Source organism: Streptomyces sp. NPDC015127, assembly GCF_043080095.1.
Lineage (GTDB): Bacteria > Actinomycetota > Actinomycetes > Streptomycetales > Streptomycetaceae > Streptomyces.
In genome coordinates, this window is sequence record NZ_JBIBVE010000006.1 from 66,520 (window position 1) to 80,122 (window position 13,603).

The 13,603-nt window shown below is 72.7% G+C and carries 12 protein-coding genes; 2 read left to right on the top strand and 10 right to left on the bottom strand.

The annotated features are described in order from the left end of the window. Positions 1-31 precede the first annotated feature (31 nt). From ACF08N_RS13545 to ACF08N_RS13560, 4 genes are all read right to left on the bottom strand, one after another. Positions 32-478: a DUF5304 domain-containing protein gene (locus ACF08N_RS13545; protein ID WP_392324753.1), complete on the bottom strand. Its 447-nt coding sequence runs from the start codon at positions 476-478 to the stop codon at positions 32-34. Between the two features lie 65 nt (positions 479-543). After that, positions 544-1,908, bottom strand: coding sequence for an ArsA family ATPase (locus ACF08N_RS13550; RefSeq protein ID WP_392324754.1), 1,365 nt, complete (start codon positions 1,906-1,908; stop codon positions 544-546). Next, positions 1,908-2,357 carry an SRPBCC family protein gene (locus ACF08N_RS13555; protein WP_392324755.1) on the bottom strand — a complete coding sequence of 150 codons (450 nt, stop codon included), beginning with the start codon at positions 2,355-2,357 and terminating at the stop codon, positions 1,908-1,910. The genes ACF08N_RS13550 and ACF08N_RS13555 overlap by 1 nt, the downstream gene beginning before the upstream one ends. 120 nt (positions 2,358-2,477) lie before the next feature. After that, on the bottom strand, positions 2,478-3,245 hold the full coding sequence (locus ACF08N_RS13560) for a metallophosphoesterase (RefSeq protein WP_392325051.1): 768 nt from the start codon (positions 3,243-3,245) through the stop codon (positions 2,478-2,480). A 290-nt stretch (positions 3,246-3,535) separates the two neighbouring features. Between ACF08N_RS13560 and ACF08N_RS13565 the strand changes: the two genes are divergently transcribed. Next, on the top strand, positions 3,536-5,332 hold the full coding sequence (locus ACF08N_RS13565; protein ID WP_392324756.1) for an AMP-dependent synthetase/ligase: 1,797 nt from the start codon (positions 3,536-3,538) through the stop codon (positions 5,330-5,332). A gap of 160 nt (positions 5,333-5,492) precedes the next feature. On the opposite strand, the gene ACF08N_RS13570 is transcribed toward ACF08N_RS13565, so the two are convergent. Continuing rightward, positions 5,493-6,635 carry a glycosyltransferase family 4 protein gene (locus ACF08N_RS13570; protein ID WP_392324757.1) on the bottom strand — a complete coding sequence of 381 codons (1,143 nt, stop codon included), beginning with the start codon at positions 6,633-6,635 and terminating at the stop codon, positions 5,493-5,495. 90 nt (positions 6,636-6,725) lie between these two features. Between ACF08N_RS13570 and ACF08N_RS13575 the strand changes: the two genes are divergently transcribed. Beyond that, entirely contained in the window at positions 6,726-7,973 is a 1,248-nt protein-coding gene (locus ACF08N_RS13575; protein ID WP_392324758.1) for a glycosyltransferase 87 family protein, read from the top strand. Here ACF08N_RS13575 and ACF08N_RS13580 read toward each other — a convergent pair. The 5 genes from ACF08N_RS13580 to ACF08N_RS13600 form a co-directional block, all read right to left on the bottom strand. Next, the gene (locus ACF08N_RS13580; protein WP_392324759.1) at positions 7,930-9,162 is read right to left on the bottom strand and encodes a hypothetical protein; all 1,233 of its coding nucleotides are present in this window, start codon (positions 9,160-9,162) and stop codon (positions 7,930-7,932) included. The two genes, ACF08N_RS13575 and ACF08N_RS13580, sit on opposite strands and share 44 nt — an antisense overlap. Before the next feature lie 85 nt (positions 9,163-9,247). Continuing rightward, positions 9,248-10,279 (bottom strand): NlpC/P60 family protein, encoded by a 1,032-nt coding sequence (locus ACF08N_RS13585; RefSeq protein WP_392324760.1) that lies wholly within the window; start codon positions 10,277-10,279, stop codon positions 9,248-9,250. Positions 10,280-10,513: 234 nt separating this feature from the next. Continuing rightward, on the bottom strand, positions 10,514-11,539 hold the full coding sequence (locus tag ACF08N_RS13590; RefSeq protein ID WP_392324761.1) for an NlpC/P60 family protein: 1,026 nt from the start codon (positions 11,537-11,539) through the stop codon (positions 10,514-10,516). A gap of 318 nt (positions 11,540-11,857) precedes the next feature. Continuing rightward, positions 11,858-13,222, bottom strand: a complete 1,365-nt coding sequence (locus tag ACF08N_RS13595; RefSeq protein WP_392324762.1) for an NYN domain-containing protein — start codon at positions 13,220-13,222, stop codon at positions 11,858-11,860. A gap of 38 nt (positions 13,223-13,260) precedes the next feature. Continuing rightward, entirely contained in the window at positions 13,261-13,503 is a 243-nt protein-coding gene (locus tag ACF08N_RS13600; protein ID WP_177152820.1) for a hypothetical protein, read from the bottom strand. Between the last annotated feature and the right edge of the window lie 100 nt (positions 13,504-13,603).

A 13,603-nucleotide genomic window follows, 5' to 3' on the forward strand; every position in this document is an offset into this window, starting at 1 on the left:
CCAACCGTACCCGAGGGCGGGCACACGACGGTCAGTCCAGGTCGATGTGCTCGCTCGGTCCGGGGCCGTCGTCGCGGGGGTCGTCGGTGTCCTTCGTGGGGTGGGAGCGCTGGGTCCAGCGGCGCTCCTGGTTCTCGACGGCGGAGCGGTAGGCGGCGAGCAGCTCGCCCCCCGCGGCCGCGAGATGGTCGAAGACCTGCGGGTTCCGCTCGATGACGGGCTCGACGGCGGCCTTCGCCTGGTTCACGAACTGCTGGACGGCGTTCTGCGCGGCCATGCCGGGCAGCGACGACTGGAAGGCGGTGACCTTGTCGGCGACGACATCGAAGAGCTTGCGCAGTTCCTCGGCCGCGGAGCCGGGCGGTGCCCCGTACTCCGCCCGGCGGCGGGCCTGCTCGGCCCGGAGGTCCTCCTCGCACGCCGTGGCCCAGGCGTCTGCGTCGGCGTCGGCGTCGGGACGCTCGGTGGCATCGCTCATGGCGTACTCCTGCGGCAGGGCTGAGGGGCTGTGTACTCGACGTTACCCGAACGGTGGTACGGCGTTCAGCGTGCCTGCGGCCACTGGGCCGGGTCCGGCGTGAAGCGCACGCTCAGGGTGCCGTCCTTGAGTCCCGCGCCGGCGACCGTGCAGCGGCGCAGCGCGGACGGCAGGTCGACGATCCTGCGGAACGGTCCGACGGTGATCAGCAGTTCATCCCCGCGGCGTACGAGGGTGAGCTCGTCCTTGACGGCGCCGGGCAGGTCGAGGTGCCAGACCAGCGTGCCGTCGTCTGCCATGGGACTGGGCTCGGGCTCCTTCGGGATCGTCCCGTTGCGGCCGTGCCAGATGTTGTCGGTGTCCGCGAGTGCGGCGATCTCCCGGTGGCGGCGGAGGGCCTCCTCGTACACGTTCTCCACCCGCCACGGGCCAGGGCGCGGGTCCTCCTGGTCCCCGTGCAGCGCCATGACCAGTCCGTCGAGGTCATAGCTCTCCGGGTCGGCCGCGAACTCGGGCTCGAAGGAGCAGCTCACCGTCTCCTTCTGGAGCCGCGCGAGGTCGTCGGCGCCGCGCGGGTCCCGGCCCAGATGCGGCAGCAGGTACACCGAGCCGGACGGTATCCAGGTCGCCAGCCACTCCCGCCGGCACTCCTCCTGCTGGGCCGCGACGGACGCCACCCAGGGGTCGGCGGACTCCTCGGGTACGCAGCGGTTGGCGACGACCGCGTCGACGCGGTGGCCGAACAGGGCCAGGCCGGTGCGGGCCGTGCGCAGGGCGTCCGCGGCCGCCGGCCCCGGCTCGGCGACAAGCGTGAGTCCGGTGTTCCCGGACTCGATCACCGACTGGACGCGGGCCAGTTCCGTGTCCCAGCGCTCAGTGGTCTCGTACAGCCACTGCGCGGGCATGGGCACGCCGGCGAGCTGGGCGAGCATGGGGCGCAGGGCGCGGGCGGCCTGCCGTTCGGCGGGCAGCAGACGGCGCAGATAGCGGCGCAGCTGCTCGGGCAGGGCGAGCAGCGCGAGGGTCTCGCGCAGGGGCGGCATGTCGGCGACGAGCACGTCCCAGTCGCCGCGGGAGGCGACCGTCAGGGCCCGCAGCAGCGCGAACTGGTCGCTGCCGGGAAGCTCGGTGAGCTCCTCGTCGTCGAGCCTCGCCGCGCCCAGCAGGTCGAGTCCGGCGGAGGCGCGTTCCTGGAGGTCGAGGAACTCGGCGCGGAAGTCCCCGCCCGCGTCGACGCGGGCGGCCCACAGCCCGTCCGCGATCCGCGCCGGGTGCTCGGGCGTGCCGGTGACGGGGGCGCCGAGCACCGTGTCCGCCTCCGCGGACAGCAGGAGCGTGCGGCGTCCCGCCGCGGCCGCGGCGAGGGCCGTGGCCGCCGCGACGGTGGTGCGGCCCGCGCCGCCGAGCCCGGTGACGAGGACCCGGCGCATCAGGCTGCCGCGCCGCTCTCGACGCGCTTCTTCAGACCGGCGAGTGCGCGGTCGATGATGACCTTCTCGGCCTTGCGCTTGATCATGCCGAGCATGGGGATCTTCACGTCGACGGTGAGCTGGTAGGTGACCTCGGTACGGTCGCCGCCGCCCACGGGGGCGAGGCTGTACGAGCCGTCGATGGCGCGCAGCATCTGCGACTTCACCAGGGTCCAGCTCACCTCGTTCGCGCCGTGCCAGGTGTACGCGAGGGTGTGGTCGTCCTTGATCGCGCCGGCGTCGAGGACCAGGCGGACCTGCTCGGCGCGCCCCTCGGCGTCGGTGGCGAGCACCTCGGCCTCCTTCACCTCGCCGGTCCACTCGGGGTAGCGGGCGAAGTCCGAGATCACGCCCATGACATCGGCCGGCGCCGCATCGATCGTGATGCTCGAGCTGGTGTGTTCCGCCATCGCTGCGGCTCCTCAACAGTGCGGTGATGACCCGGGTGGTGTGGTGGTGAGCAGGCTATCGCGACGGGGAGTCCCGTCTGCGGCGGGCCCGGGTCGGGCGCGGCACGCCGCCGCTTCCGCTCACCAGGTCAGCGTCCAGGGCCGGCCGGTGGACGCGAAGTGCCCGACGTTCACGCATTCCGTCGCCCCCAGACGCATCCGGCGGGCGAGCGGCTGGTGGACGTGGCCGAACAGGGCGTAGCGGGGCCGGGTGCGGCGGATCGCCGCGAGCAGGGCGCGGCTGCCGCGTTCGAAGCGGCGGGCGACGGTGTCGTACGTCAGTTCCGGGACGTCGGGCGGGATGTGCGAGCAGAGCACGTCGACGTCGCCGAGGGCCTCGACCTTGGCGGCGTACTCCTCGTCGGAGATCTCGTACGGGGTGCGCATCGGGGTGCGCAGGCCCCCGCCGACGAAGCCGAAGACGCGTCCGCCGATCTCGACGCGCTCGCCGTCGAGGACGGTGGTGCCGGGCCGGGCGAACTCCGGCCACAGGCCGGGGATGTCGACATTTCCGTATGTGGCGTACGTCGGCGTGGGGAAGGCCGCGAAGAGTTCGGCGTACTGGCGGCGCACCGCCGTCTCGATGGCGCTCTCGCGATCGATGCCGAGTTCGGCCCAGAGCCTGCGGCCGAGGTCACGGGCCTCGTCGAAGCGGCGGGCGGTGCGCAGTTCGACGATCAGGTGGGCGTTCTCGACGCCGAACAGGTCCGGGAAGATGCCGCGCGAGTGGTCGGCGTAGTCAAGGAAGAGCACCAGGTCGCCGAGGCAGACGAGGGCGTCGGCTCCGTCGCCCGCGGTGGCGAGATCCTGGGCATTGCCGTGCACGTCGCTGACCACGTTGACTCGCATGCCTCGCATGGCGATCACCCTAGAGCGCCCCTGCGGGACGCGGGTAGAGGGGGGCGGACCTGCGGTTACTTTCGAGTCGTGGGCGAAGTGCAATAGTGTGCCGGTTGTCCAGCCATTGACGTGTGACGCAGGGAACATTGGCCGGGAACCCCTATCGGGAACCGCGTACTGATGGGTAACGTCCGGGCAGTCCAGTCGTGCTCGCCCCCACGAGCACCTGCCCGATCTTGGACCGCAGCCGGTGCATCACACAGAGCCGTGGCGCCGGCGCCCGATGAGGAGCAGCAGTCTTGCGCGAGTTCAGCCTTCCGGCCCTGTACGAGGTCCCCACGGACGGCAACCTGACGGATCTCATCCGCCGCAATGCCGCTCAGCATCCCGATGTGGCGGTCATGGGCCGCAAGGTCGCGGGTGCGTGGACGGATGTCACCGCCACCCGCTTCCTGACCGAGGTGGTGGCCGCCGCCAAGGGCCTGATCGCCGCCGGCATCCGGCCCGGCGACCGCGTGGCCCTGATGTCCCGCACGCGCTACGAGTGGGTACAGCTGGACTTCGCGATCTGGAGCGCGGGCGCGGTCACCGTCCCCGTGTACGAGACCAGCTCGCCCGAGCAGGTCCAGTGGATCCTCGGCGACTCGGGCGCGGTCGCGGTCGTCGTCGAGAACGACGCACACGCCGCCGCCGTCGAGTCGGTGCGCGGATCGCTGCCGCTGCTGCGCCACGTCTGGCAGATCGAGAAGGGCGCGGTCGACGAACTGACCGCGGCGGGCGCGGACATCTCCGACGACCTGGTCGAGGAGCGCAGTGCGACCGCGAAGGCGGACGACCCCGCGACCATCGTCTACACCTCGGGTACCACCGGCCGCCCCAAGGGCTGCGTGCTCACGCACCGCGCCTTCTTCGCCGAGTGCGGCAACGTGGTGGAGCGCCTGAAGCCGCTGTTCCGTACGGGCGAGTGCTCGGTGCTGCTGTTCCTGCCCGCCGCGCACGTCTTCGGCCGGCTGGTCGAGGTGGCCTCCGTGATGGCCCCCATCAAGCTCGGCTGCGTGCCGGACATCAAGAACCTCACCGACGAGCTGGCCTCCTTCCGCCCGACGCTGATCCTCGGCGTGCCGCGCGTGTTCGAGAAGGTCTACAACTCGGCGCGCGCCAAGGCCCAGGCCGACGGCAAGGGCAAGATCTTCGACAAGGCGGCGCAGACGGCGATCGCGTACAGCCGCGCGCTGGCGACGCCCTCGGGTCCCTCCCTCGGCCTGCGGATCAAGCACAAGCTCTTCGACCGGCTCGTCTTCAGCAAGCTGCGCGCGGTGCTGGGCGGCCGCGGCGAGTACGCGATCTCCGGCGGCGCGCCGCTGGGCGAGCGGCTCGGCCACTTCTTCCGCGGCATCGGCTTCACCGTGCTGGAGGGCTACGGCTTGACCGAGTCGTGCGCGGCGACCGCGTTCAACCCGTGGGACCGGCAGAAGATCGGCACGGTCGGTCAGCCGCTGCCCGGTTCCGTGGTCCGGATCGCTGACGACGGCGAGGTGCTGCTCCACGGCGAGCACATCTTCTCGGGCTACTGGAACAACGAGGCGGCCACGGCGGAGGCGCTGGCGGACGGCTGGTTCCACACGGGCGACATCGGCACCCTCGACGAGGACGGCTACCTCGCGATCACCGGCCGCAAGAAGGAGATCCTCGTCACCGCGGGCGGCAAGAACGTCGCCCCGGCGGTGATAGAGGACCGCATCCGGGCGCACGCGCTGGTCGCGGAGTGCATGGTGGTCGGCGACGGCCGCCCGTTCGTGGGCGCGCTCGTCACCGTCGACGAGGAGTTCCTCGGCCGCTGGGCGGCGGAGCACGGCAAGCCGTCGGGTGCGACGGCGGCGGCGCTGCGCGACGACCCGGAGCTGCTGGCCGAGATCCAGAAGGCGGTGGACGAAGGCAACGCGGCGGTGTCGAAGGCGGAGTCGGTGCGGAAGTTCCGGGTGCTGGCGTCCCAGTTCACGGAGGAGGCGGGGCACATCACGCCGTCGCTGAAGCTGAAGCGGAACGTGGTGGCGAAGGACTTCGCGGACGAGATCGAAGCGATCTACACCGCCTGACCGGGGGCGGGCGCTCCTGTTGGGGCTCCGCCCCAAGCCCCGCGCCTCAAACGCCGGCGGGGCTGGATTTTCCAGCCCGTCCGGCGTTTGAGGACACCGCGCGAAGCGCGGTACGGGGTCCGGGGCCTGCCCCGGTCACGGGAAAACTCCCCCCGCCCCCTCAGAGCAGCTCCCGCAGCCTCTCCGCCAGCAGGTCCCAGCGCCACTTCTCCTCGACCCACGCGCGGCCCCGCTCCCCCATCCGCCTGCGCAGTTCAGGGTCGTCGAGGAGCGCCACGATCCGGTCCGCCGCGTCCTGGGGCGAGCCGCCGGGGACCACCCAGCCCGTCTCGCCGTCGAGCACCGCGTCCGGCGCGCCGCCGGAGTCGCCGGCCACCACCGGGAGTCCGGTCGCCGACGCCTCCAGGTAGACGATCCCGAGGCCCTCCACGTCGAGGCCGCCCCTGCGCGTACGGCACGGCATGGCGAACACGTCGCCCGCCCCGTAGTGCGCCGGGAGTTCCGACCACGGCACGGCGCCGGTGAAGCGCACCGCGTCGGTCACGCCCGTCTCGGCGGCCAGCTTGCGCAGGTCGTTCTCGTACGGGCCGCCGCCCACGATCAGCAGCACCGCGTCGGGGACCTTCGCCAGGATCTCGGGCATCGCGAGGATCAGCGTGTCCTGGCCCTTGCGGGGCACCAGGCGCGAGACACAGACGACCACGGGCCGGTCGCTGAGCCCGAGCCGGTCGCGGATCTCGTCGCCGCCGGAGCCGGGGTGGAAGGTCTTCTCGTCGACGCCGGGCGGCAGTTGGACCATGCGCGCCGCCGCCTCCGGAGTGAGCGCCCGGGCTATCCGCGAGCGGGTGTACTCACCCAGATAGGTGATCGTGTCCGTGCCTTCGCCGATCCGGCGCAGCAGCTGCCGTGACGCGGGCAGCTGGGCCCAGCCCGCCTCGTGCCCGTGCGTGGTGGCCACGATCCGCCGCGCACCGGCCCTGCGCAGGGCGGGTGCCATCAGGCCGAGCGGGGCCGCGGCGCCGAACCACACCGACTCACAGGCGTGCTCCCGCAGCAGCTCGACGGCCCGCCGGGTGACCCTCGGCGTGGGCAGGAGCATCGTCGTGCGGTCGCGTACGACGGTGAACGGCTGCTCCGCGTCGAAGGCGGCGGTCGCCTCGGCGCCCTCGTGTCCGCGCTTCCACGTGGAGGCGTAGACGACGAGCTGCCCGGGGTCGAGCCGCAGCGCCATGTTGTGCAGGAATGCCTGGATGCCGCCGGGCCGCGGCGGGAAGTCGTTCGTCACGATCAGGGTCTTGTGCATCGCCGCCGACAGTACCGAACGGTCTCCTCCCCGTCCCGCACGGCCCCGCGCGGCATGATGGGCAGCCACTCCCCCGACGAAAGGGGCGGCATGCCGAAGGCGGCGGCGCGGGGCGCGGGGGCCCCGCTCGCGGTGTGGGTCCTCACCCGTACGGCGCTGCTGCTGTGCGTCTCCAAGGCGGTCACGTTCCCCGGCCCCGATGTCACGCTCGACGTCTCGGTGATCTACCAGGGCTGGCACGAGGTGCTGCGCACGGGGACGTTTCCGCTGGACGACGTCACCTGGCAGTACCCGCCCGCCGCCGCGCTCGCGATCCTCGCGCCCGGTCTCGTGCCCGGCCTCGCCTACTCCACCGCGTTCTTCGTCCTCGTCCTCCTGTGCGACCTGCTGGTCCTCGGACTGCTGCGGTACGCGGAGCGGGGCGGGACCGGGCGGCGGGGCACCTGGATGTGGGTCGTGGGCGTGCCGCTGCTCGGGCCGACGGGCTACGCCCGCTACGACCTGATGGTCACCGCAGTCGCGGTGGCCGCTCTTCTGGCCGGCTGCCGCCGCCCGCACGCCCTGGGGGCGCTGGCGGGTCTCGGCGCGCTGCTGAAGGTGTGGCCGGTGCTGCTGCTCGTGGGCGTGCCGCGCGGGCGGGCGTCGCGCCGCGCCTGGGGCACGGCGGCGGTGACGGGCGCGTGGCTGACGCTGGCGTTCGCCTTCTCTCTGCCGGGTGCTCTGGCCTTTCTGACGTTCCAGCGCGACCGGGGCACCGAGGTGGAGTCGCTGGGCGCGCTCGTCTTCCATGTCGCCCGGCACTTCGGGTGGCACGGGCAGGTGCTGCTGAACTACGGCTCGGTCGAGTTCGTCGGCCCCTACGTCCCGCTGGTCAGCGGGGTCTCGATGGCACTGAGCGTCCTCGCCCTCGGCTGGCTGGTGGTGTGGCGGCTGCGGGCCCGTCAGTGGGGTGCGGCGACACTGCCCGACGCGGCGTTCGCGGCCGTGCTGCTGTTCACCACCACGAGCCGGGTGATCAGCCCGCAGTACCTGGTCTGGCTGGTGGGGCTCGCCGCGGTGTGCCTGGTGCGGCAGGAGACCCGGATGGTGCGCCCGGCGCTGCTCACGCTGGCCGCGGCCGGGGTCACAGTGCTGGAGTTCCCCGTGTGGTTCGCGCACGTCGTGGCGAGCGACGGTCTCGGCATCGCCCTGCTCTTCCTGCGCAACGGGCTGCTGGTGGCCGCGACGCTCGTCGCCTGCCGGCGGCTGTGGCGGGCCACGGTCCCGGGCCGGCGGGCCGGTGCGGAGGGAGCCGTCAGCCCAGACGCTCGCGCAGATAGTCCTGCCACCGCGCGGTGAACTCGTCCGCCGTGATGCCCAGCACCTCTCCCAGCGCCCGTTCGACCGCGCCCTCCCGATGCTCGGACGCGCCGACGGTCCGGTAGAACTCCCTGAGCGCGTCCTCGCCCCAGCGGTCCGCGACCATCTCGCAGGCCAGCCAGCCGCCTTCGTAGGCCCGTGCCAGGGCGTCGGCGTCCCCGCCGAACGCGAAGCCCTCGTCGTCGGGCAGGGCCACGGGCACCTCTCCGCCGCTCACCGCGTCCCGCAGCTCGGGCGCGGTCTCCGCGGCCGTACGGCCCGTGCCCCGGTAGGCGACCCAGTCGGCGAAGCCCTCGGAGAGCCACATCGGGGTGGCGGCCGAGGTATCGGCGCGGGTCGCCACATGGGTGGTCTCGTGGGTGAGCACGATGCCCCGTCCGAAGTCTCCGAGCAGGCCGTAGGCCTCCGGGTTCACGATCACCCGGTCGGCGGTCGTGCCGTCCTTCCGCCCCGTCTCGCCCGTGGTGACCGCGGCGATGCCCCGGTATCCGGCGGCCGGAGCGCCCAGCAGCCGGCCCATGGACTCGACGGACGACGGGACGAGGACGACCACCCGGCCGACCCACTTCGACGGCCAGGCGTCCATGACGGCGGGCACGGCCCGGTCGGCGGCGGCCGCGAGCTCCCGCAGCCGCTTGTCGTCCTGGCCGACGCCGAGGACCAGGCTGCGGCTGCCCCGTACGGCCCGCACGTCGCCCTGCTGCCACAGCTGCTGTGGGGCGCCCGTGCCCGGCTCGTCCGCGGTCACGTACCAGCGGCCGTCGCGCTCGGTGAGCTCCAGGGTGCGGTCGGCCGTGACGGGGGCGCTGTCGTAGCCGTCGACGCGGTAGCGCAGCTCGGTGTCGGCGACGGCGCGTGCGCCCTGGTGGCGTACGCCCCGGATGCGGTACTCCCACGCGTCGAAGGGGATGTCGGCCATGTTGTCGAACTCCCTGCCCTGCTGCTTCCGCAGGGCGGCGGCGCCGGGGTCGAGCGCTGCGAGATAGCCGGTGCGGTCCCCCTCGACGACGGCCTCGCCCCGCGCGTCCAGGGTCTGCTGGATCTCGTCCACGGTGGGGTCCACCGGCTTGTGGGCGGTCGTGCAGCCGGACGCGAGCACCAGCACGGCGAGCCCGAAGCCCGCCGTGCGCCGTGCCGATGTGCGCTGTGTGCGCCGCTGACCTGCCACCCTGTCGATCGTACGGAAAGCACGCCGGAACGGTACGGGGAGCGCAGCCCCAACCCCGCGGGCCTTCTCCGGGTCGGACCCCGGCTCAGACCCGTGTGACCGCGTGGACCGGCATCATGCCGACCGGGTCGTAGCGCACCGCGGCCCCCGGGTAGGGGGCGTGGACGACCTGGCCGTTGCCCATGTACATCCCGACATGGCTGGCGTCGCCGCGGTAGGTGACAATGTCGCCGGGCCGCGCCTCGGACAGCGGGATGCGGCGGCCGGCGTTCGCCTGCGCCTGCGAGGTGCGCGGCAGGCCGACCCCGGCCTGCGCGTACGACCACTGCACGAGGCCCGAACAGTCGAAGCCCGAGGGGCCGTTGGCGCCCCACACATAGGGGCGGCCGACCGCGCTGCGGGCGGCGAGCGCGGCGGCGGCCGCGTGCGCCGAGCCGGGCGCGAGGCCCGCCAGCTCCGGCAGGACATCGTCGCGGCCCGCGCGCGAGGCGCGGTCGACGTCGGCGCGCTCCTCGTCCGGCAGGGCGTTCAGGAGCCTGCGTGCCTCGGAGAGCTTGCGCTCGACGACGCGCTTGTGGCGGGCCACGGCGGACCGGCTGCGTTCCAGGTCGGCGAGGTCCCTGGCGGCCTCGGCCCGTTCCTGCCCCAGGTCGCGTTGTTCGCGGCGCAGGTCGCCCAGGGCGGCCGACTGGCGTTCGCTGACACGCTCCAGGACGGCGGCGCGTTCGAGGTAGGTGTCCGGGTCGGCGGACAGGAACAGCTCCAGCGCCGGGTCCACCCCGCCGGAGCGGTACTGGGCCCCGGCCACGGAACCCAGTGCCTCGCGCATGCGGTTGATGCGCTCCTGGCCGCGGGCGACGCTGTCCTGGGTGCGCGCCACGCGCTCGCGCAGCCGCTCGGCGGTCTCGCCGGCCGCGTTGAAGCGCTCGGTGGCCTTCTCGGCCTCCTCGTAGAGGCGGTCGACCTTGGCCCGGGTGGCCTGCGGGGACTCCTGGGGCTCGGCGCCCGCGGGCGCCGCTCCGAAGGCCGCGGCCGCTGTCGCCGCCGCGGCGGACAGGACGGTGATCCGGGCACTCGCGGTGAGACCGGTCTGTGAGGGTCGGCGGTGGGACACCACGTGCCGCGCTCCCTTCCGCACACTTCGCAGAACTCGAAGGACTGGGATCTTGCGCGGCAGAGAGTAGCCGTGCGACCACAGGGCGGCCAACGACCGCTGCGGGCACACAAAGTGACGCCCCGCCGGAGACCACAGGTCACCGGCGGGGCGGAGCGTCAGCGAGTTATGACGGAATTCCCCCGTTCGGGCGGGTGTGAAAGCCCGTCGAACGATTCGTCATGCAGGCGCGCAGGCTCAGACACGCACACCGAACATGTACGGCATGTTGTTGATGGACTCGTACCGCACGCTGGCACCCGGCTTGGGCGCGTGCAGCACCTGTCCGTTGCCGGCGTAGAAGCCGACGTGGTGCAGGTCGCCGTAGAAGAAGACCAGGTCGCCCTGCTGGAGCTGGCTCTGCGAGGAGATGCGCGTACCGGCACTGGCCTGGGCCTGCGAGGTGCGCGGTATGGAGACACCGGCCTGCGCGTACGCCCAGGAGGTGAGGCCGGAGCAGTCGAAGGAGCTCGGGCCGGAGGCGCCGTAGACGTACGGCGAGCCGATCTTGGACTGGGCGGCCGAGAACGCGGCAGCGGCACGCTGCGACGCGGGGACGGCGTTGCCGAGGTCGGCGCGCGAGCTGGCGCGGTTGGCGCGGCTCTCGTCGGCGGCGAGCGCGGCACGCTCGGCGGCGGTGAGGGTGTTGAGCAGCTTCTGCGCCTCGGCGAGCTTGCCCTGGACTTCCTTCTTCTTGGCGCCGAGTTCCTTGCGGGTGTCGGCCAGGTCCTTGAGCTTGCCCTGGGCCTCCTGGCGCTGCTGCGCGAGCGTGCGCTGCTTCGCCTGGATCTCCTGGATCGCCTCGGTCTGCTTGGCGCCGAGCTGGTCCAGCGCGGAGGCCTTGTCCAGGTAGGTGTCCGGGTCGCCGGAGAGGAAGAGCTGGACCGACGGGTCGATGCCGCCGGTGCGGTACTGGGCGCTCGCGACCGAACCGAGGCTGCCGCGCAGGGCGTTGAGCTCTTCCTGACCACGCGCCACCTTGTCCTGCAGCGCGTCGATCTGCTCGTCGAGCTTCTCCTGCTTCTCCTTGGCCCCGTTGTACTTCTCGGTGGCGTGCTCCGCCTCTTCGTAGAGCTTGTCGACCTTCGCCTTGACCTCGCTCTTGCTCGGCTTCGGGTCGGCCTGGGCGGTCTGGGCGGTCAGCGCGACAGCGGCAGCGGCGGTCGCGGTGAGCACGGTCACACGGGTGCGGCTCGGCTGCTTGGGACGACGGTGGGACGCCACGAAGGCGAGCTCCTTCTTCCTCAGCCGCCTACCGGGCTGTGGGGGGTTTAATCCCCGGCGTCCGCACGTCGGATCCCTGGGGGAAAAAGGGGCGAACTGTACGAACTCGGCGGTACCTTCGCTGTCGCCCCGGATGGACGATCAACCGCGCGAAGGTTCGAGGCCCGACCTTAGTGACCTTCTTGTGATCAGTTCAAATCCTCATCGGAAAAATATGGGCCGCCGCGCGCATTCTTTACTCACATCACACGCGTAGTAATGGTCACTTGACTCACTGTCCAGCGGCACCGATATCAATTCGGTCATTTGCGGCGGGAGTTACGACAGCCGCGAAAGCCGCTTCAGCAACAAGGCGGACGGGACCGGGCGGGCACCCGCCTTGGCCACCCCGTCGGCCACCTCGCGGTCGGTCGACACGACCACCACCGGCCGGCCGGGCGGCTCGGCACGCACCAGCTGACGGATCAGCTCGTCCGCGGTGACCCCCGGCTTGGAGAACAGCACCCGCACCCCACGCGGCGGCGCCAGCAGCACGGGCGCCGCCAGTTCGGCGCCGTCGAAGACACAGGTGACCTCGGCGCCGGTCTGCGCGGCGAGCACCGAGAGCCCGCCGAGCAGCCGCAGCCGCTGCTTCTCCAACGGCATCGTCGGATAGCCGGTCTTGGTGACGTTGTAGCCGTCGACGACGACATGCGCCTGGGGCAGCGCCAGCAGTTGGTCCAGCAGCGCGGGGTCGGTCTCCGAGAGGGCACGGGCCGCGATGTCCTTGGGGGACATCCGCCCCGGCTCGACGGCGTCGACCGTGTCGGCGGGGTGGACGCCGGCGGGCGGCAGCGCCAGTTCGCGGCGCAGCCCCTGGGCCGCGTCCAGCACGGTGTCCAGCAGCAGCCGCAGCCGCATGTCCTCGATGGAACGCCCCTCGCGGGCGGCCCGCCGCCCCGCCTCCACCGCCGCCTCGGCCTCGGCCAGGCGGGCCTTGAGCCGGCGGCTCTCGCTCTCCGCCGCCGACACCTGGGCCGCGGCCTGTGCCCTGATCGACTCCATCTCGGCGGCCGTACGGCGCAGCGCGGCCTCGCCGCGCTTCACGTCGGCCTGCGCGCTGCGCAGCTTGCGCCCCAGGGACTCGCTCTCCTTGCGGGCGGTGTCCAGCTCCGTGCGCAGCCGCTCGGTTTCGGCCCTGATCTGGCCGCGCGCCTCGGCCAGTTCCTCGCGCAGCCGCTCCAGCTCGCGCCGCCCGGCCTCGTCGGCACGCTCGGCGTCCGCGCGCTGGACCTCCTCGCCCGCCGCGGCGACGAGTTTCACCCATCCGGCGGGACGCAGCACATACGCGGCGGCCGCCACGTCGACCGGATCGGCGGCGGCGGGCGGCGCACCGGACTCCAGGGCGCGGGCGAGCTCGGGCTGCGCCTTGCCCAGCCGCTCGCCGATGCGCTGCCGGAAGAGCGTGTCGCTCTCCAGCGCGGCGGCCATCGCGTTGCCGGCGAACTTGGCCCGGCGGGTGGGGGTGAACCGGGCGTACTGCCTCAGCTGGGACGGCAGCTCGGCGACGGTCAGGCCGCCGAACGCGTCCGAGACCAGCGCGACGACCCGGCGCCGCACCCCTTCGGGCAGCGGGCGGTCGAGCGCCTCGGCGGCGTCACCGGCCGCACCGGCCGGCTCCGCGCCACTCGCGGGCTGCTCCACGATCCGTCACCCCTACCACCCTTGCGGGCCGCTCTCCCTCAGGAAGCGGCGCCCGGCCTGTCCACCAGCTCGATCTGATCCACCGCGTTGCACCAGCGGCAGCGGACCGACTCGATGGTCTCACTGACCACCTCGCGCTCTTCGACGGTCGGCTCCCCGGCGAGGTCGAGGTGGACGTACTCGACGACCTTGGACGAGCGCGTGACGTCGAAGCGTGTGAGATTGCCGCAGAGTGTGCAGCGCCACCTGGTCTCGGCGGTAGGCCAGGGAACCGTCGTCATCGTGCCGTCCTCTTCCGTCGTGCGGGTCCTGTGCCGCGGTGCGCCGTCGAACTGCGGATGTACTGCCTGCAACCCTACGGCCTCCCGGGTACCCGCGGTC

Excerpts from the sequence above, each read along its gene's own strand:
- ACF08N_RS13550 (WP_392324754.1), bottom strand. The coding sequence starts at position 1,908 with ATGCGCCGGGTCCTCGTCACCGGGCTCGGCGGCGCGGGCCGCACCACC.
- ACF08N_RS13555 (WP_392324755.1), bottom strand. The coding sequence starts at position 2,357 with ATGGCGGAACACACCAGCTCGAGCATCACGATCGATGCGGCGCCGGCC.
- ACF08N_RS13570 (WP_392324757.1), bottom strand. The coding sequence starts at position 6,635 with ATGCACAAGACCCTGATCGTGACGAACGACTTCCCGCCGCGGCCCGGC.
- ACF08N_RS13600 (WP_177152820.1), bottom strand. The coding sequence starts at position 13,503 with ATGACGACGGTTCCCTGGCCTACCGCCGAGACCAGGTGGCGCTGCACA.
- ACF08N_RS13545 (WP_392324753.1), bottom strand. The coding sequence starts at position 478 with ATGAGCGATGCCACCGAGCGTCCCGACGCCGACGCCGACGCAGACGCC.
- ACF08N_RS13575 (WP_392324758.1), top strand. The coding sequence starts at position 6,726 with ATGCCGAAGGCGGCGGCGCGGGGCGCGGGGGCCCCGCTCGCGGTGTGG.
- ACF08N_RS13560 (WP_392325051.1), bottom strand. The coding sequence starts at position 3,245 with ATGCGAGTCAACGTGGTCAGCGACGTGCACGGCAATGCCCAGGATCTC.